We start from the raw sequence: 19,561 nt of genomic DNA on the forward strand, positions 1-19,561 counted from the left end.
CAGCTTTACAGTTTATCAATATTGCTTGATATCAAACATCAAAATATTTTGGTACACCACATAATCTTTCTTACTTGTGAAAGGTCCTTTATTGTGTTCATCATTGATTTCATAGAAATTCATTCCGATTCCAAAGCTTCTTTCTTTGTACCAGTTAAGAAAATCGTTGATTTCTTTCATTGAAAGCAAATAATCCTTTTGCAGTCCGTTTATCATAGTAATTGAAAGTATACCTTTTGTTGATTCTTCACCAGGATTTGTTCCGTCTTGATCCTTTGGTTCTTCCGTTGACCCATCACCAGGCTTCGTTCCGTCCTGATCTTTTGGTTCTTCCGTTGTGCCATCACCAGGATTTGTTCCGTCCTGATCTTTTGGTTCTTCCGTTGTGCCATCACCAGGATTTGTTCCGTCCTGATCTTTTGGTTCTTCCGTTGTGCCATCACCAGGATTTGTTCCGTCCTGATCTTTTGGTTCTTCGGCTGACCCATCATCTGGCTTTTTTTCATCTTCAGCAATTTGTAAGTCATTTATTGAGATAGAAATTACTGATTTAAAGTCATTTTTAACCGATTTGGAATGATAATATTCTTTAAAATTCCTCCCACCTATGATATATATCGTGCCGTCAAGTGTTACAGCACTTGATCCAACTCTAGCTTCAGGTAATTCGCTTATACTTTTTTTCACAGAATTAGAATCGACATCATAATACTGCGAATATGGTGATATTGGGCTGGATCTGTCATCGTCATACTGACCGCCCACCATAAACAATTTTCCTTGATATGTTGTAAAAGCTGCCCCTAGTTGATAAAACTTCAACTTTGATTTCGTTTGTACCCATTGATTTGTTTCAATGTTATATTCATACACTTGGGCATTCTTGGAATTACTAACTGTTCTTTCTCCACCTGTGACATAAATTTTGTTGTTAATAACTTCTGACATAGACATACCAGTAAATTGCTGAGGAAACATTTTCAATTGTTGCCATGTATCCGTTTTTGTATCATAACTATAAAAATTATGTTCTTGATAAGGACTTTTATTCGTTGCAAGAATATAAATCTTATCATTTACAACACTCGCGCTTAAATCACCTTTTGTCACAGCTAGGTTTGGTATATTAATTGGTGTTTCTGACCATGTATCGGATTCTACATCATAAATATCAATTGTTTTTGTGCTATCTTGATATGCTCCTCCTATGACATATACTTTTTTCCCTATCACCACTGCCGCACTATCTGTTCTTTCTCTTGGCATATCAGCTTTTGAGCTCCACTCATTTTTGTAAGGATCATACATGTAGGTATTTTTATTACTAGATGATTTTTCACTACTTCCCCCAAAAACAAAAATCTTCCCATCTACTACTGCGGAGCTAGAATGAAGTCTCTCTTCCGGTAAGTCTGCCCGCTTCGTCCATCCATTTGTCTCAGCTGCATGAGCTTTTAACGGTAGAATTGTGACCATCATAAAAATGGTTAAAAGCACTAAAAATAATCCTTTTTTCATCGTTTCTTTCCTCCATATCTTAAATATCCCTCCTTTTATCGACATATTTGTAATAAAATTTAATTTATTATTATACACCAGAATGAATATCTCCAAAGTACATCTGCTATTTACCCTCACACATACATCACCGGTGTCGATACTTTAATAATCTTCCCACCTCGACGGTAAAATCTTGGAATGCGGCGGCTTAAGGTGGCGATGACTTCATAGTTAATTGTATTGAGCATTTCGGCAATTTCATCAACAGAAATTTCCCCGCCCTTCTGGCGACCATAAATAACGACTTCCTCCCCTTGCTTTGCCTTCATTTCTCCTAAACTGATCATGGTCATATCCATCGTGACTCGCCCCACAATCGGCATTCGTTTTCCGCGGAAAAGCATAAATCCTCGATTTGATAAAGCTCGAGAGTACCCATCCGCGTAACCAATTGGTATGGTCGCAATGACCTCATCAGGCTTTGCCACATAGGTGGCACCATAGCTGACGGTTCTAGGCTCTGTCACCATTTCCTTCACAAAAGCAATTCTCGCCTTTAAACTAAGTGCAGGCTCTAGTTGTACAGTATCTAAGCTTTCAATGTATTGCGAGGGATATAGTCCATAAAGCCCGATGCCAAGCCGGATCATATCAGCACTAAATTCAGGAAACGCAATGGAAGCCGCTGTATTGTTCATATGTACAGTGGGCAGCGTAATGCCTTGTTTTTTTAAGAACCGAAGAAAATCAATAAAAATGCTGTGCTGTAGCAGCGTGAAATCGGGGTCTGACTCATCCGCAGTAGAGAAATGCGTAAAAATGCCGTCCCATCTGAGGTTTTCGCTCTTTTCAAGGGCCTTAACGACATCTAACAGCTCTTCCTTCGTCCTTACACCTAGTCGTCCCATCCCTGTGTCGACATTGACATGAATCCCAAGCTGGTGCTGACTTTCATCTTCCCCTAAAATCTCATTTGCTTGAATGATCCAGTCTTCACGAAGGCCGGATAGGTCAATTCTCCATGTTGCAGCCTTTTTCACACAATCGAGCGGTGTAAATCCAAGGACTAGAATAGGCGCTTCAATGTTCGCTCTTCGCAATACAATCCCTTCTTCCAAGCTGGCAACCGCCAGCTCCGTTGCACCGCTTTCCAGTGCCTGTCGTGCTACCTCCACTGAGCCATGTCCATAAGCATTCGCTTTCACGACAGCCATGATCTTACTTTTCCTCGGAATATGCGCTTGAATGGCTTGGATATTTCTCTTAATCGCATCAAGATTCACTTCGATCCAGACTTCCCGGCAAAGCTTTTTCATTTATTTTTCCTCCTGATACATTTAATCATTCCTTGATCAATGTTCTCTTTCACGTAGTCTATCTTTATTCATTTTTAAGGAAAAACATTCAAGACACATCAGAACAAAAATACATATGATTACTAAATATGTATAAATTATGAATTTTAAATCTTTTATACAATATTTGACATTTTTTTCTTTCTCCATTTGCTATTCTTATAAGTATCTATTAAACATTGTTTTAATAGAAGAATATAAGGAAAAGGGAGATGTTTTGATGATTAAGGGGAAAATGAAAAAAATAGTGGGAGCTGCTATATTCACTGGTGCTTTAATGTTCTCTGCAATTCCTGCTGATGCAGCTGCGAATCTAATCCCAATTAGGGACAAGTATGATGGTTATCAATATCAATGGAATGGCTACAATAGCAGAGGAGTAGCAACCGTCACCGTTTTCTCTAGAGATTCGAATGGTAAGTCTTACTCTAATACCTATGAATGTGTCACTGTTATAAGCGGTACTTGTTACGTTTACGAGTAATGTAAAGAATGCAAATAAATCTGCCCCATTTGATTGCTGGGGCAGATTTCACTTTTATGCTTCACTTGCACAGAGGTTTCACATAAAGCTGTGACTCTTTTGCTAATCATTTTCATATCCTACACTTTTCATCTATTCTTATGTCATGATAGACGTTTGGTTGACTGCATTCAGCATTGAATCGATATAATGATAAGCCTCATCGACTCTTTCTCGAACGACCACGTATTCAGCACTATTTCTTCTAACAGGTAATCCAAAATGTATAAAGGTTAAGGTGATATTTGATTTCTCTTTGTCATTGACCGTTACTCTCGATTGAAGTGCCTCATCTATTAAAAAAGTAAAATTCGTTTACATGTTTTTCTATTCACAGTATAGCGTGGCCCTCAATTCATACATGTTCATTTTTTCAACACGCAATGCTCATGTTGTGTTATCGCTTATTTTCTTGAGGAATGCGTCCACTAAAATCAACATTTATTGATATCTTCAGATAAATATGGTATTCGCAACTGCATGGCATCAATCGATTATTTCCCTGGAAATCCCTCCATTGATTTAATTCCCACGCATGCAGCTATAGATTTATTCTCACATGACCGAAAGTCTTTAATATTTAACCGGTGAATGTTACACTTTCAATTTTGTTCACATCTATTAAACTAATTGCAGTACCTCCTACCGAAGTTGGGTCATTAAAAAACACAATGCCCGCCGTTTGGTCATAAGTGACAAAGCTACCTGGTCCATAAAAATAACCTGAATCACCGACGATACCGTGAGCAGTACCTGGTGTAAGTCCAGCAAAAAGCCCATTAAATTTCGATGAACTTGTTGTAGGGTCTGATGATTGATTATCACCAAAGCCTACACTGTGCGAGATGTTTATACCAAGAGCCGATAGATCCTTTGTTATATTTCCCACGATAATGCCTCCTTCTCTCTAATTTCCCCTTCTATTCCATACAGTCTATTCTCATCGAATTTTTTTGAATGAGCTTATAGTGGAGTTTTGCGGAAGAAAAATGAGATACGGAGAACTTTTGAAGCTGCGTTGTTCCAGTATTAACTTATACTGCTTGCCTTCCATTCAAACATTTGCAGCAATTCTTGAATGTGTGCTTCATAAATGCATCGTTAACTATTGATTTTGATTAAAATTTTTAGCGATAAGAAAGTTGATAAAGGTAACAATCAAATAGAATATTGTCCCGAAAAACATACCGTTTAACAAGCTGATAAACAACATCTTACTAATCAGGACAACATAATAAGACACAGGTGTCCCTGGAAACACAGCCATATTAAACAAACAAATCATAAAGGTTAAAACAAAAAATATGATGAAAACCCTTCGGAATAACTTTGATTTTAACATTTTATCCCCTCCTCATTCATGCAATATTTTCAAATTCATCCTTAAAACAAAAAGCCCCCTCTAGGGCTTTTTGTTTTAAGCAGAATAACCGATACTTGCCGTATGGCCTCTCCTTACTTCATCATGAGTTGCAGTAACTTCAGACATAAAATAACCAACAACACTTAAATGCTCGTACCCCTGCTCTCTAAATGCTCGAATCGAGTCATTAAAATGAGTAATTGCTTGTGCTAGTTCTTCGTTATGAAAATAACTCAACCCTAAATTATAGAGCGCTGATCCTTTTAATCGTTTTGTTGAGTTGTCTGCAGCTTTTTCTAATGCGTGTTCAAAATGGGGTATTGCTTTTTCGGGGCAGCCCATATCTATATAGTTTAATCCAATGACAAATGAACATTGTATTTCTCTTACTGTGTATGTATCTTTTTCTCGATAGCATTCTATCGCCTGTGCGATATGGTGCATGGACATGTGGGTTTGTTTCATGTGGTAATAGATTTCAGCCATCTTGTAATTGAACTCGGCACGTTCAATATCATCACTTACAAGAGATAGCTTTTTTTCTGCACGCTTATAGAGGGTAATGGCATTTAGGTATTCATAGTTTTCAAATTCATGCATACCGTAGAAAAAATTGAAGTAGTACTCAAGTAATCCTGTTAATTTCTCTTGATCCTTTTTTATCTTCATTGCTAGTTCTCTGAAGTTGGCTCGCTCTTTCCCATTTTCTAAAGGATTCAAGTAATCAAGCATTGATTTGATTTACTCTTTATATGCTTCGGCGTCGGTACGTTCAATCTTTGAATATGATAATACCATTCATTGATTTTCAAACCGACGTGTCGACACCGAAAAGAAACCGCAAAAAACCCTATAAAGGGCCCCGTGAATGATAAGATAAAAAGACTTCTATTCATAAATAAGTACCCAGTATTCCGCCCCAGGTTCTCCTTCTTCTACAACAGCCTTCCACCCTTTTTTTTGATAAAAGGATAAAGCTTTGTGATTTTTGGAGACACATTTGAGGGTGACAGGTGTTCCCAAAACTTTTATAGCTTGTTTGAGCAGCAGATCACCAGCTCCTTGACCAGCAGCTTCTGGATGTACAAACAAGAGGTGAATAAAACGATCTGGTACATATAGAGAAATGAATCCAAGGATTTTATTGTTCTCTTCAACTAAGAAAATTTGCTCTTCCTGCGTATCTTGATCAAAATCTTGCAGATTGAGTTCTTCTGGATTGAGCCAGTGAAAGCTCTGGCGTCGGGATTCTAAATAGATTTGTCTTAATTCTGGATAATCTTCTATGCTTGCTTCTCTAATCAACATCGCAACATCCCCTATGTTTTTTATTTGAATGTTAATTCGCCTCTAGAACGCGTTTCGCCTGTATTATGCCTGCCAGTAACAATTGATCACTGAACTGCGAATCATTGACAGCTCGTGCAAGAGCGATTGTAGAGCGTGATCAGTTGGGGGGAGTATGCACCCATGTAGGTTGTATCCCTTCTAAGGCACTAATTGCAGAAGCAGAGCGTTTCAAACTCCGCACACAATTGGGGGTTTTTCAAGAAGGCGATTCTTTCAAGGAAGCTCAAGTGTTCAAAAAAGCTGTTGTGAAAAAACAAGCTGGAGGCGTCCAGTTTTTGTTAAAGTCAGCGGGAGTTACAATTCTAGAAGGCGAAGCAAGCTTGATCGATCAACATACAGCGGCGATTCAACATTCCGAAAAAGGTGAAAAGCGTATCACTTTCAAACATCTTATACTAGCAACCGGTTCCCGCCCAATTGAAATTAGATCACTCCCTTTCGGAGGTCGTATATTGTCTTCTACTGAAGCTCTATCTCTTCGCGAGATTCCTAAAAATCTTGTAGTAGTTGGGGGTGGTTATATTGGGGTTGAACTAGGACAGATGTTTGCAAGGTTTGGAACGAAAGTCACCATTCTGGAAGGCGGTGAACAAGTATTGCCTGGCTTTGAAAGTGAACTTGTCTCGCCTGTCGTTCGTCAACTGAAAGAAGATGAAATCACGCTGATTACAGGAGCAAACGTCACAGGTGCCGATCAGCATACAAACGGAATAGATCTTCATTATGAGAAGCAGGAAGTGCGCTACACGGTGAATGCGGAATATGCACTGATTACTGTAGGAAGGAAACCGAATACAGATGGAGCATTAGGTCTTGATTCTACCGGGTTGTCCATGACCTCTCAAGGACTGATTGAAATTGATGAACAATGCAGAACATCAATTCCGCATATTTATGCCATTGGTGATATCATTCATGGTCCTGCTCTCGCTCATAAAGCTTCCTATGAAGCGAAAGTTGCAGCAGAAGCTATCGCCGGTAAACCTTCAATGATAGATTATAAAGCGATCCCACTTGTTGTTTTTTCCAGCCCGGAATTGGCCGGTGTTGGACTGAGTGAAACTGATTGCAAGCTAAAATCCATTCCATTTGTCATTGGTAAAGCGCTGTTCTCTATTAATGGTAAAGCGCTATCATTAAAAGAACCAGAAGGTTTTGTGAAGATTGTAGCCCATGCTGAATCTGGTCTTATTTTAGGCGCACAAATCGTAGGTGCTGAAGCATCTACTCTTATATCAGAACTTTCTCTCTCTATTGAAATTGGCGCTACAGTAGAAGATGTATCAATGACAATTCATCCTCACCCAACGTTAGGTGAAATCATCATGGAAGCCGCAGAAATGGCCAGCCATAAAGTTGAAAGGTATCTTGCACGATAAAAAATGGTTTCGAGTGCAGTTTCTAAAAATAAAGCAGCATAATCGTCATAAGCCTATTTTGAAAATAGGCTGTGGCGATTTCATTTGATCGATCTTTAATTGGGGTCTACTTTGCGTTGTTTTCCGAGATTCATAGACAACTGAACGCCAATCATCAGCATGACGATGACGAGCATAGCAACAATGGAAGCATAAAAATGACCGCTTATATCGAAAACAAGACCGATGAAAAACGGACCGAATCCTCCCATGATGTAACCGCCCATCTGCGACATCGCAGACCATGTTCCGGCTTCCTCCGGAGTACTCGTCTCCATAATCGGGAGCATAAGGGCTAAAGGAAATAATCCACCGGCACCCATACCTAGGAAAATGACGGCTGGCAGGATCGGCATTGGAAGTAGAAGAAAAATGAGACCAATCAGCTCTGACATGCTGCATAAAACCAGAAATAATTTCGGTTTTCCTAAACGAGTGACGACCCCCGGAACGAGAAGCGCCACGGGAATCTGAATAAGCGTAAATATCGTAAGCAGCAAGGCGGCATATTGCGGACTATTACCAAAACTAAGAGCAATCGGTGAAATCCACGCTGTTAACGAATAGAACATGCTGGACATAAAGCCAAAAAACAAAGTGAACTGAATAGCCTTTTTGTTTCGCAGCGGCAACCTTAGAGGCAAGGCGGCATGATCAGCCTGTTGTTTTTTCCGAGCAAGACCGAGCCATAAAACCAGTGCAATGACTCCTAAAACCGCCCAGCAAGACAGGGCTAACGGCAGGTTATGCTCACTGCGAAGGTAAATCGGAATGGTAAAGCCAGAAGCAAGGGCTGCCCCAATCGTCATCGAAATAGAATACACACTGACAATTCCCGGACTCTTCGGAAAATACTTTTTAATAAAACTAGACAACAATGGTCCTGCAAAGCTAATTCCAACTCCTCCTGCAAATGCAGTGATAAGAAGGATGGCAACCGTTTGACTTGTACCACGTAGTCCAGTCGCTATTGTAATGAGAAGAATCGAGAAAAAAAGGGTCCTCTCTAAACCAAACCGGCGGCTTAGTTTGGTTGCTACAGGTGCAAACACTCCCATACACAAGACCGGCAAAGTGGTTAAAAGACTTGCCGTTAGTGCACTAACACCAAGGTCTGATTGGATCATGCTCATCATAGAAGCTACGGATGTAATAATTGGGCGCAAGTTTAAGGCTGCTAAAAATAAAGCGGCTAAATAAAATATTTTTTTCATCAATACTCTTCTTCCTCTCTCATCGTGTTGAGGTTACTTTGAGTATAAATCTGCCGCATCCATTGTTCAATACAATAATTCGTATTATGATGATAGAAAAAGACTATCATTTATGAAAGGATGACATATGGATACTCGGCATATTACGTATTTTATGGCTGTATTCAATCACTTGCATTTCACAAAGGCTGCTGAGCAATTAGGCATATCACAGCCTACATTAAGCCAGCAGATTCGGCTGCTTGAAGCTGAAGTTGGGATGCCGCTCTTTGATCGGATTGGTAAAAAAGTCGTAGCAACTGAAGCTGGTACGTTGCTTTATCAATATGGTATGAAAATGATTCAAGCTGAAAGAGATGCGAAAAACGCCATGAAAGAACTGTTATCTGAAAAACGAGGAACCGTTCGGCTTGCAGTACTTCCCTCTGATCTTGACTTTCAGCTTGTTCCGCTTTTTATAGAATTTAAAACGCTTTATCCTGAAACCAATTTAAAGGCATTTTCAACCATTCTCGTGCGCGAAGAGGTGCTTTCGCATAAAGTAGATCTCGGCATCGGGCTTCGTGGTCCTATGGATAAGCGTCTTGTTCAAATTCCACTTGGAAGTGAACCTTACGAACTATTTGTTCATTCAGACAATGAGCTGGCAAAAAAGCGTGAAGTGACGTTAGAAGAACTGACGCAGCATGCTTTGGTTATGTATCCGAAGGGGTATTTGGGCAGAGATTTAGTAGATGAAGTTTGTAGAGAACAAGGTTTTGAATTGGACACCGTCATGGAAGTTGGTTCTGCAACTTCGCTATTGCAGTTGGTTGAAGCAGGGATTGGTGCAACCATCCAGCCGAGAGGGCTGTTAAAGCAGCATTCAGCATGGCCAGATATTGTCTCTATCCCTATTTCTGATCCAGCTCCTGTTCGGCATCTGGAATTAACTTATTATGCAGATCGATTTGTCAGCAAAGCACAAAAGCAGCTGTCCGAATGGCTGATTGACTTTTTCAAATCAAGAACTAACTAAAAAGTGAGGTGAAAACATGAAGAATGAAAACAGCATATTTACAAGGACAAACCGGGTTGTTATTCGCCAATTTGATCGGCAAGATATCGAAGCATTTTATCAATACCGAGCAAATCCCTCTATTGCGAAATTTCAATCCTGGGAGAACTACACGTATGAAGAAGCTGAATCATTTGTTCAACATCAAATGGCGCAAAAACCTAATCAACCTGGGACATGGTTTCAATACGCTATTGCCTTATCTGATTCCAATCAGCTGATAGGAGATTGCGCCATTCATACACTAGACAGCGAGCCTAGAATCGTTGAAATAGGATTTACACTCGCACCTGAATATCAAGGAATGGGCTATATTCACGAAGCTCTAGGTTCCATCCTAGAATATATTTTTCATACGTTGAACAAACATAAAATCATTGCCTTTACAGATGTACGCAACGCAAAATCCATTCGAGTGCTGGAACGTTTAGAAATGAGACGCGAAGGACATTTGCTTCAAAATTATCTGTCAAAGGGGCATTGGGTCGATGAATATCAATATGCCATTCTTCAATCTGAGTGGGCCGCTAAGCGTCATTAAACATCTATTTCCTATTCAAAATCCACAGCTTCATTAAAATTGAACTTCATACGGTTGCTCCTTTATCAATTTTTCTTTATTCTAATGTTTTTTGATTAGATTGCAACTCATACCTCAAGGGCAGGTAAAGAAGAAAATAAAAGGCGGTTTTGATCAACCTTCTATATACAAATAGAACTTTTCTATAACACTCACCATACTTTCTTTTTTTATAATAGAAAAAAATGAAATGTGGTGATATTGATGTCTACAACGATTGGGATTATGGGCGGTATGGGCCCTTTAGCGACGATTGATCTGATGAAAAAAATTATTTCTCATACACCAGCTATTAAAGATCAGGATCATTTACATGTGATTGCTGATAATTACCCTCAAATTCCTGATAGAACCACTGCCATATTCGGGACAGGCGAAGACCCTACAGACTATATGATTGAATCAGCTAAGAGATTAGAACGCGCCGGAGCGGATTTTATTCTTATTGCATGCAATACCGCACACTTCTTTTTACAAAACGTACGACAATCCACTCATATCCCTATCATGAACATGCCATTAGATACAGCAAACCATCTGAAAGAACATCAGTATACATCTGTTGGATTGCTGGCTACAGACGGTACTTTAAAAACAAAGCTTTATCAAAATGCTTGTACAAATCATCATATTGAAGTCATAACGCCAAGTGAGGAGCTTCAAAAAAACGTCATGAATGGGATATATGCAGTAAAAGCAGGGAAATTAAGTAAAGGCGAAAGCGAATTGAAGATAGCTGCAGAAATTTTAATGAATCAAGGTGCTGAAGCCATCATTGCTGGTTGTACAGAAATCCCTGTAGTCTTAAGAGCAACTAAAGAGGTGAATGTGATTGACCCGACTGTGATATTAGCTAAAAAAGCTGTAAAATTAGCGTATGAACTTGAAAAGCATAAAATTCAATAAACGTATCATAAGGGGATAAAATGAATATTGAGAATATAGAAGCGTTTATATATGTATGTCAGCTAGGAAGTATCAACAAAGCAGCGGAAGCACTGTATTTAACCCAGCCTTCCGTTTCGGCACGTATCCAATCGTTAGAAAAAGAATTAGACATAAAATTATTTGATAGACAGAGAAATAAACTGTCTCTCACAGAAAAAGGTAATCATTTTTACCCGCATGCCCAAAAGATTCTTCACTCTTACCAAGAAGCAAAACATAGTCTTAAACAAATGATTATACCTTATGAATTGACGATTGGATGTGCATCCTCTATTTCCAATAATCTATTGCCTAGCATATTGCCCGCTTTGAAAAAAAAGTACGAGAACCTTAAAGTGAAAATTGTAACGGGACATTCAAAGGATATTGTTTATAAGTTGATCAACAATCAAGTGGACTTTGGAATTGTCAGAACTGAAACACACCCTCAAATTGAATCGATTCCAGTTTTTAGCGATCCAATAGGTCTTTTTGTCCCAACTCATCACCCGCTTGCCAGCTATGACACTATCCATATGAAAGAACTAGAAGAACAACCTTTTATTTTCTTTGACTATGGTTCATTCGATTGGTTCATGCTGCATCGGTTATTTCAAAAAAACAATATCACACCGAACATTTCCATTGAGGTTGATCATATGGAGACCGCAAAGAGTTTAGTACTGCAAGGAATGGGGCTTTCGTTTCTCCCTCATCATTGTGTTAGAAATGAATTAACGCAAGGAACATTAACGCAAATTTCAATCGATCCATCCATCGATTTCAACATCAATATTGAGTTTATCTATAAAAAAGGAACATCCAAATCTGTTTTTATTGATCACCTTAAACAATTTTTTCATGATTTAGATCAAGCTACTTAAAAAAAGCCCTATTAGGGGCTTTTCATCTTTTGCTATGATTTTTTCACTGGATGAATGTCTTCTCCCAAAAAGGCGGTATTAGGCTCTCCATTATTTTCTAGAAACTCAGCAATTTCTTGCAGCTCTTTATTGATACGGTCATTCCTTGGCATATCTGGATTTAACAAAAGATGGAGTGAATAGTAGTGGCTGCTTGATACAAGACTTCTTGATTTTTTATATGTTTGATGCATTTTTTCATACGATTGAAAAACCATTCTATTTCTTCAATTTCTTCCATCGGATAATGTGCCATTTTAAAGAGAGTCTGCTGACGTATGTCTTCCCTCTCAAATATGTGTTCAAGCTCTTCTTTACTGACATACAAATCCGAGGATTCCTCCTCAATCTCTACTACCTCGACCATCGCATCATCAGCTGTATATAACTGCTCATTAAAATCATCGAAGGTATCTGCCAGCTTAAAATCTACTTCCAGCTCTAAATCAAAATAGTGAATAGGCGGATGTTCTTTCGTTTCTCGATAATCCATTGCGATCCATGTATCTTCTTCTCCGCTGATGATCACAAGCCCCTCAGGCAGATCCAATTCATCGTTTAACTGAGGACTATTCATAATTCCATCATCTTTGGCGATTCCTCTTAGATGGTCAAATTGAACATGATCCTCTGCCCATGAATTCGGCCGTTCGGTTGGAAAAGCATTACGAACTGTAAAACCACCATTCCATTCTAAAATGAGCTTTTTGTATGTATCAGGTAAAGTGACACCAAGTGTTTTCTCTGCTATATGAACTTTTTCCTCATCTATCTTTTCTAACATGAAAGGACTCTCTTCTTCTTTTTCCCAGAATGGTTTCAAAGTGGATGCCTCTCCAGTATTTATTGAGATCAGTATATCATTGATCACTGTACATGAACTTTAATTATTAATACAGTTTGACAGCTATAAATCCTTCTCCATAAAAAAACAGACCCCTTTAAGGTCTGTTACCTATACGTTTGGAGATGTTGCATTTCGATCGATCATTGTCGTGTTTCGATCGATTTTTTGTGGAATGAAAGTTGTATTTCGATTCGACTCCTCCATTGTTGTATTTCGATTTGATGCTGGTTTAATCAAGCTAGATGCTTCATATACACCTGCACCTAGAAGGATAATAGAGCTTATAACAATCATTTTTTTAACACTCATAAAGACACTCTCCTTTTTGAATATTATGTTGGGCTTGAAATGCCTTCCTGTAATATTCTGTTGCTTTCTCAAACTTTCCTCTTTTTTCATGAATAACTGCAAGGTTTTTAGTGAATTCTTCTACGAAAACAAACAACTGCTTTTCTTCAAATGTCTGTAGCATAGCTTGAATCTCTTCCTCATCATTACTTTCATATGTTGTTCTTATAGAACGTAATAATAAAATTTCATGCGGGTTCTCTTTATGAGAGACAAGTTCCAAAGCTTTATCCACTAATTTGGATGCTTCATCATTTTCTCCTGTCTTATATAGCGCCCAACAAAGGTTAACATATATGACCGATTTTACATCGTCCACACCATCTTCTGATATTTCAAGGGACTCTTGATAATATTGGATAGCCTTTGCATAATCTTGTTTTTTTTCATAATTGTTTCCTATATTTAAAAGTGCCTTCGCAATCAACCTTTTATCCGCTATTTCTTCAGCGATGGAATAGGCTTTATTCAGATGTATTAATGATTTTTCATACTGCTTAAAATCATCATAATTTCCTGCGATTACAAATAAGCATTGAACTTTTCTAATCTTGTATAACTCATACTGATCGTAAATTTCAAGCGCCTTTATGATGTGATGCATAGAAACATGAGTTTGTTTCATAATATAGTAGGCTTCAGCCACCTTGAAGTGAAACTCCGCTTGCTCAATATCATCTACAACCAGTGCGAGCTGCCTCTCAGCGATCTTGTAATATTGAATGGCCTGTACATATTCTTTTATGCTGAACTCAAACATCCCACGAAAAAATGCGTTGTAATACTGAAGCATGCCGGATAATTTATGATTTGAGTTTTCGATTTTATCCACTAGGTCTGCAATGGATAAAGACCGTTTCTCTGAAGGTTTAATATAATCAAGCATAAGTTGATGTCGAAAGCACATCAATTGATAATAAATCAGTAAATCCTGATCCTCTTCCATTCGTTCAATTTCTTGTTCTACCTCAGCTTTCAAAATCTCTGCATCGGGTACACTGAATTGCCGAATCATTTTATACCATTCATTTATTTTCACACCTACATGTGAAAAGAACTTTCTCCATCCCTTATTCCCCTTCCACTAAGCTCCCTTATATTACATTTATTATCACATACAGTAATTTACAAAACACCGAAAAGAAACCGCAAGAAGAACAATTGTTGCATCAATAGACCTTTGGCACATTTCATTATCATCACAAAACAAATAGGCAGACACATTTCAGTCTGCCTTCATCTTCTAGATTTCCATGGGAATACCTTTTGCATTCAGGTAATATACAATGAATCGTTTAACCACTCTTCACAATCTTCTATAAGCCACCTCAAATATTCCACATATTGACCGACGTGATAACCATCACAAACAGCATGATGCACTTGAATAGCGACTGGCAAGATGATTTTTTCTTCTTTCATCTTAAATTGACCTAACGTAAATATTGGCAGTAAATAAGTTTCATCTGTAGATACATTAAGGTGAAAAGAAGTAAAATCAATCCACGGTAGACTTGATATATTGAATATGTTTTCTGGCATATGAGGTTTCGGAAATAGATTGCTGCTTTTGCTAAATGTTTCAATATCGGCCACACAGCTTTTATAAAACTGAGCAAAGTTTTCGTCATAAGGCGTCCAAATACTTGAAAATGTCTTTGTTTCTTTATTTAAAATCGTATAACTAGGATGAAGAAGATCCCAGTGACCAAGTTCATCGTTCACTAAATCCATCCGAAACTCTGGTATTTTTTGCACAGCTCTTGCTAACAAATAAATTTGCACAGGATATACTTTTAGCTTTTTTTCTTTCAATATGGAATGCAATGTCGTGATGTCTAGATCGATCACCAGGCTATATGAGCATCGGGTTAACGTCATATAATGATGAAAGTGCTCTTTTCGTGGATAATTTTCGTCTATGAGTTTAAACATTTTTTATCTCCTCCTGAATGTGATTTCTTGTAAATTCAGGAGGAGATTTTATCTGTTTTCACCACCACAATCATCCTTTCAAGAGATATGTTATCTGTCTAACACTACTGTGAATTATAACGTTTTCATTCAAAGGCTAACTTAAGCTTAGCCTACGATAAAGCCTCCAGCAACTCTTCGTAAGTAATCTTGCCGAATGTGAACTTTTCCAGTGCGATATATTTTTTCTCCGCTGAGGTATTCATTCTATTATGACATTCATTGACTAACTCATTTTCATTTGGTAATGGTTCATGTATATGATCATTTTTTCGAAATGCTTCATAGTATCTTATACCAAATATTCTCTAGGACATCGCATTGATGTGAATTCCGTCTGGGTTAGATATAAGACCTTTCGCAGTAACATAATAGCAATTTTCATTATGATGTGCATATTTTTGTAGTTCCTCATTAATACGTTGATATTCCACACACCCAGCGCCAAATGCCACCTGTCCCAAGTAATCTCCCAAACCTCCTATCAAAAACGGAATGTTAGGCACAGATAATTCTGTTCTTAGTTCATAGTATTCTTTGTATTTCCCATCTTGGCTGTCACTTTCCCCTTGATGCCATAATATTCCGACCAATTTGCTATTTTCCTTTGCAAATTTAGCTTCATTTACTGCATGACGAAATAATGCTCCATTTAGCGACCACTCATCAATGGAACTACCACCTTCTGCACATGGAATAAGACCTATCTTCTCTCCTTCATGATCCTTACACCAAGCCTCCGCAAAGGAAGCCGCCAGTCCTACGCCAGCTACCGGCCTATCAAAATGAATGGGTTCAGTCATCATTTGCCATCTACCATTTCGCAGCATCATGATTCTTTCATTATAAATCGGAGGCACTTCATGTTTGAATCCACGCCCCGCCATATTTGATTGTCCTATTAGTAAAAGTGACTTCATATCTTTCTCCCCTCCACTAAATATTTTATCAAATGTGTATTCATCTGAACGTTATCATTTTACCCTTCCTTTTTATATTCATATTTGTCTATTTTTGTCGAAAGGATAGTAAAAAGGAATTGCTTATTGTAAGATCCTAATGCATCTATAAATCAGGAGGATCTACTATGAAGAAATATTTTTTATTATTTTTTACTTGTTTATTATTGTTAACAGCTTGTAGCAGTGCAGCATCTACTAAAAAACAGCTCACCACAGACAACCTTATTGAAGCTTTCAAAAGTGCTGGGCTTGAAGCAGAAAAACCAACTGATCTTAAACAAAAAGAGTTTGGCAATATAAGAGAAGAAGGAAAAAGGATTCTCATTCCCTCTTTAGGCGAAAATGCTGGTGGGAGAATTTTTAAATTTGGAAATGAAACTGATCTTAACCAGGCAAAATCATATTACGATGAGTTGGGCAATGCTGGGTCTATGTTTTACTCCCACACATATTCAAAAGGAGATTTCTTATTACAAATGAATGGAGAAATGAAAGATTCTGAATTTGAAAAATATAAGAAAGTGATGGATGAGGAAATAGAATAGTTTTATTTTTCATTTACTTATTGCTTCTTTAATCTTTAAAAAGAAGGATTCTTTAAGGTGGTCTCTAATTCAGCAGGCGTCGAACAATTACTCGGGTTCAGAAAAACAAAAAACCCTTGCTAGGCAAGGGTTTCAACGCTGATTGACTGGCTCGAACCAGCGACCTCTCCCCTGTCAAGGTGAATGACCCATTAGGATATAAACAGAAAAATCCTGTTATAAAGTGTCATCATGAAAGGGTCAATCTTATTCTTATTATAATGAAATCGACATAGTTAATCAAACATTCGTTCCCGTTCAAAAAAGAGTAGCTATAAAGAGCCACTCTTTATTTAAGTTCATCAGCTTTTTTTACTTTTGCTTCTTTAGCCCTTCCCGATAATTTCTCTAGAAAGAACAACTTCAGATCGTTCCTTTTTTGAATAATCTCATTAAAACGAACTAATTTGAATTCATTTTTGAAAGAAAATCTTGAAGAACTACTTTTACTGGTGAATTCGTAGTAGTAGCCAACACATGATTTACACGTTCTAAAATTTGAGGATGCTCCAATATCAATTTTTTTCCTTCTTCAATTGGAAAACTTCTCAATGTATCAATACAGATCTCAAATAATTCTTTATCATTAGTATTCAACAAATCTATTAAAATATTTAACTCATATTCATTACACTCATTATCCAGACAGTAAGCTATTTTACGCTGCCACTCTATTGGTTTATTAAGCACTTGATTTGATAGTTCTTCCCAGTCGTTTAGGCTAAAATCAGAGAGTATCTCACTAGCAATCAAACACCCGTCATCATACCATGAATCTACTGTTGTATCAGCAGATAAAAGATTATCTAATTCCTTAAACACGTTTAAGACCTCCAATTTATATTAAAATCCTGATGGACGTAAAGCATTTTCTGTACCAGTCGGATATCCACTGGTTACATCTTTCCCCACTTTAATTACATCAATTTCTACACCATTTATACTTGCTCTATGCCAAGTCGCTCTATCTCTTAACCTTGATGAGATAGCATCTGTATCGCCAACGTCGGTAATACTTCTGAGAATTTTCTCATCCTTCCATGAATCGGGAAATAAAGTACTTTTTTTAATCTTAGAGATATTTCCATCAGAAAACTGTTTTGTAAATACAACATTTTTTGTACCATCCGTATTTGTTGATAACACTTCAACTGCAAATTTTTCATTATCATTATTAATTCTAGGCGAATGGCCACCTATTAACTGATTTTTGGGAACTTTCCGTTGCCCTTCAAGAATCTTAGCTTCAATTTCTGGACTAATTACCGTTCTTCTCGCAGAATCTCCACCTGTACCTTGAATTCCCATCTTCCCATGAAACCCTTTCGCCCCAAACGGCAAAAGCATTCCCAGCGCCGCATTTAGACTCGCTTCCTGCTGTTCTTTTGAGACCTTATTTCCAAACATGTCTCGGCCCGTAATTGCTTCGCTGAAGCCGTTGGTTGCTGTGAGGCCATATAAGCCTTTTTGTGATGTTTTTAGGGCGTCAAAGGACTTTTGCGATGTCTTGTAAATGTCGACTGCCCTGACTGCGGCTGACGTGGCTTGGGTGGTTTTATAGACCGCTTTGCCGCCTTTAAAAATGCGCCCTGCCCAGCCAACGATTGGGATGTAACCTGCTGCTGCCATGCCGCCTGCCGCGACTCGCTGGCCTGCGGTGAGCTCTTCGCCTGTAATTGGATCGACGCCTGTAGCGGCACGTTTTGCATCGTTCACACCTGTCAATTCATTGACGATATTCCCGCCATAATCAAGGGCTTTTTCATACCAAGGACGGTTGGCGAGTGCTTCTTGTTCCTTTGCGATCTTGCGTGCTTCTTCTTGTTCTTTTTTGATGTTCAAATATTCAGAAGTTTGCTTCTCAATATGGCTTTTTGCCTTGTAGATGTCGCTATTTTGATACGCTTTCTTGTCAAAATTCATAGGCGAAATGGATTTTCCGTCATTTGTCGCATTCATCATTTCTGCGTACAATGCCATTGTAGCTTGCTGTTCCGTCTCTGACAAAGCATATTCATCTTTTAAATTTTGATCAAGCTCTCTTAGGTCTTTGACCGTCTTTTTTCGTTCGTCTTCCGCATCTTCTATTTTTTCATCAAAGGTTTGGCTATCAAATACCTCTAGGGAAATGAGGTCATCAATGTCTTGAAAAATGGTTTTGAGTGCCTTTTTTTGATCCTTTACAATGCTTTTGGCGTTTTTAATGCCCATATGGACTGCGTTATCTAAAAAGTGTTCTTCTACAAAGGTGTCGCCGCCAAAGCTCGTATCATCAAGTGTCCCAGAAACACCTTCATGAAAGGCTTTTTGCTTATCAATGAAGCTGATGAACATGTCCACATTTCCTGCGAGTTCTTTATAGAAACTTTTAATGTTATCGGCACCTTTTCCAGTGAAGTCGTCACCGAGGTTCGCCACGCCCTGTAGCGCTTTTTTTAAATCAACCATTTCTTCTCGGAGTGCCTGATAATGTTTAGCCCTTGTATCCATGGCACTGGTTAGTGCTTTTGCATCAAGTATCTTGCCCAGAAGAAGTCACTCCCTCCTATTCATTGACAAGGTCAATTTTACCAACGTGAAACTAGTCATTAAATAGGGATAAAGATACAAAAACAGCACTCAGATGATTCCAAGTG

The 19,561-nt window shown here is 38.2% G+C and carries 16 protein-coding genes and 4 pseudogenes; 7 read left to right on the forward strand and 13 right to left on the reverse strand.

Features of this window, described 5'->3' with window-relative positions:
- Positions 1–15: 15 nt before the first annotated feature.
- Together IEE86_RS08130 and alr are read right to left on the reverse strand one after the other, a co-directional pair.
- A complete protein-coding gene (locus tag IEE86_RS08130; RefSeq protein WP_191096756.1) occupies positions 16–1,518 on the reverse strand; it encodes a Kelch repeat-containing protein in 1,503 nt (500 codons plus the stop codon).
- 116 nt (positions 1,519–1,634) lie between these two features.
- On the reverse strand, positions 1,635–2,816 hold the full coding sequence (alr, locus tag IEE86_RS08135) for an alanine racemase (RefSeq protein WP_191096757.1): 1,182 nt from the start codon (positions 2,814–2,816) through the stop codon (positions 1,635–1,637).
- A 259-nt stretch (positions 2,817–3,075) separates the two neighbouring features.
- On the opposite strand from alr, the gene IEE86_RS08140 reads away from it, so the two are divergent.
- A complete protein-coding gene (locus tag IEE86_RS08140) occupies positions 3,076–3,339 on the forward strand; it encodes a LacI family transcriptional regulator (protein WP_191096758.1) in 264 nt (87 codons plus the stop codon).
- Positions 3,340–3,958: 619 nt separating this feature from the next.
- Here the strand turns inward: IEE86_RS08140 and IEE86_RS08145 are convergent.
- The 3 genes from IEE86_RS08145 to IEE86_RS08155 all read right to left on the reverse strand — a co-directional run bounded on the left by IEE86_RS08145 (position 3,959) and on the right by IEE86_RS08155 (position 6,049).
- Entirely contained in the window at positions 3,959–4,267 is a 309-nt protein-coding gene (locus IEE86_RS08145) for a protein CgeA (RefSeq protein ID WP_191096759.1), read from the reverse strand.
- 528 nt (positions 4,268–4,795) lie between these two features.
- Positions 4,796–5,473 carry a tetratricopeptide repeat protein gene (locus tag IEE86_RS08150; RefSeq protein ID WP_224740870.1) on the reverse strand — a complete coding sequence of 226 codons (678 nt, stop codon included), beginning with the start codon at positions 5,471–5,473 and terminating at the stop codon, positions 4,796–4,798.
- 156 nt (positions 5,474–5,629) lie between these two features.
- A complete protein-coding gene (locus IEE86_RS08155; protein ID WP_191096760.1) occupies positions 5,630–6,049 on the reverse strand; it encodes a GNAT family N-acetyltransferase in 420 nt (139 codons plus the stop codon).
- 122 nt (positions 6,050–6,171) lie between these two features.
- Between IEE86_RS08155 and lpdA the strand changes: the two are divergent.
- A pseudogene (lpdA, locus tag IEE86_RS08160) lies at positions 6,172–7,470 on the forward strand (dihydrolipoyl dehydrogenase); the annotation flags it as partial.
- Positions 7,471–7,565: 95 nt separating this feature from the next.
- Here the strand turns inward: lpdA and IEE86_RS08165 are convergent.
- On the reverse strand, positions 7,566–8,723 hold the full coding sequence (locus IEE86_RS08165) for an MFS transporter (RefSeq protein WP_191096761.1): 1,158 nt from the start codon (positions 8,721–8,723) through the stop codon (positions 7,566–7,568).
- A gap of 127 nt (positions 8,724–8,850) precedes the next feature.
- Between IEE86_RS08165 and IEE86_RS08170 the strand changes: the two genes are divergently transcribed.
- The 4 genes from IEE86_RS08170 (at position 8,851) to IEE86_RS08185 (ending at position 12,171) form a co-directional block, all read left to right on the forward strand.
- Positions 8,851–9,741 carry a LysR family transcriptional regulator gene (locus IEE86_RS08170; protein WP_191096762.1) on the forward strand — a complete coding sequence of 297 codons (891 nt, stop codon included), beginning with the start codon at positions 8,851–8,853 and terminating at the stop codon, positions 9,739–9,741.
- 16 nt (positions 9,742–9,757) lie between these two features.
- On the forward strand, positions 9,758–10,321 hold the full coding sequence (locus IEE86_RS08175; RefSeq protein ID WP_191096763.1) for a GNAT family N-acetyltransferase: 564 nt from the start codon (positions 9,758–9,760) through the stop codon (positions 10,319–10,321).
- Between the two features lie 243 nt (positions 10,322–10,564).
- Entirely contained in the window at positions 10,565–11,266 is a 702-nt protein-coding gene (gene cuyB / locus IEE86_RS08180) for a cysteate racemase (protein WP_191096764.1), read from the forward strand.
- Positions 11,267–11,286: 20 nt separating this feature from the next.
- Positions 11,287–12,171: a LysR family transcriptional regulator gene (locus IEE86_RS08185; RefSeq protein WP_191096765.1), complete on the forward strand. Its 885-nt coding sequence runs from the start codon at positions 11,287–11,289 to the stop codon at positions 12,169–12,171.
- A gap of 32 nt (positions 12,172–12,203) precedes the next feature.
- Here the strand turns inward: IEE86_RS08185 and IEE86_RS08190 are convergent.
- The 5 genes and pseudogenes from IEE86_RS08190 to IEE86_RS08210 all read right to left on the reverse strand — a co-directional run bounded on the left by IEE86_RS08190 (position 12,204) and on the right by IEE86_RS08210 (position 16,299).
- Positions 12,204–13,033: pseudogene (locus IEE86_RS08190) on the reverse strand (SMI1/KNR4 family protein).
- 132 nt (positions 13,034–13,165) lie between these two features.
- Positions 13,166–13,366: a RapH phosphatase inhibitor gene (locus IEE86_RS08195; RefSeq protein ID WP_191096766.1), complete on the reverse strand. Its 201-nt coding sequence runs from the start codon at positions 13,364–13,366 to the stop codon at positions 13,166–13,168.
- A pseudogene (locus tag IEE86_RS08200) lies at positions 13,356–14,472 on the reverse strand (tetratricopeptide repeat protein). The gene IEE86_RS08195 and the pseudogene IEE86_RS08200 overlap by 11 nt, the downstream one beginning before the upstream one ends.
- Before the next feature lie 205 nt (positions 14,473–14,677).
- Positions 14,678–15,340: a type A chloramphenicol O-acetyltransferase gene (catA, locus tag IEE86_RS08205; RefSeq protein ID WP_191096768.1), complete on the reverse strand. Its 663-nt coding sequence runs from the start codon at positions 15,338–15,340 to the stop codon at positions 14,678–14,680.
- A gap of 152 nt (positions 15,341–15,492) precedes the next feature.
- Positions 15,493–16,299: pseudogene (locus IEE86_RS08210) on the reverse strand (sialate O-acetylesterase).
- A 167-nt stretch (positions 16,300–16,466) separates the two neighbouring features.
- On the opposite strand from IEE86_RS08210, the gene IEE86_RS08215 reads away from it, so the two are divergent.
- Positions 16,467–16,886 carry a stress protein gene (locus tag IEE86_RS08215; protein ID WP_191096769.1) on the forward strand — a complete coding sequence of 140 codons (420 nt, stop codon included), beginning with the start codon at positions 16,467–16,469 and terminating at the stop codon, positions 16,884–16,886.
- 441 nt (positions 16,887–17,327) lie between these two features.
- Here IEE86_RS08215 and IEE86_RS08220 read toward each other — a convergent pair whose 3' ends face one another.
- Together IEE86_RS08220 and IEE86_RS08225 are read right to left on the reverse strand one after the other, a co-directional pair.
- Entirely contained in the window at positions 17,328–17,747 is a 420-nt protein-coding gene (locus IEE86_RS08220) for a hypothetical protein (RefSeq protein ID WP_191096770.1), read from the reverse strand.
- Between the two features lie 21 nt (positions 17,748–17,768).
- Positions 17,769–19,415 (reverse strand): T7SS effector LXG polymorphic toxin, encoded by a 1,647-nt coding sequence (locus tag IEE86_RS08225; RefSeq protein WP_191096771.1) that lies wholly within the window; start codon positions 19,413–19,415, stop codon positions 17,769–17,771.
- Positions 19,416–19,561: the final 146 nt, after the last annotated feature.

This window comes from Bacillus crepusculi, assembly GCF_014764715.1.
GTDB lineage: Bacteria > Bacillota > Bacilli > Bacillales > Bacillaceae > Bacillus.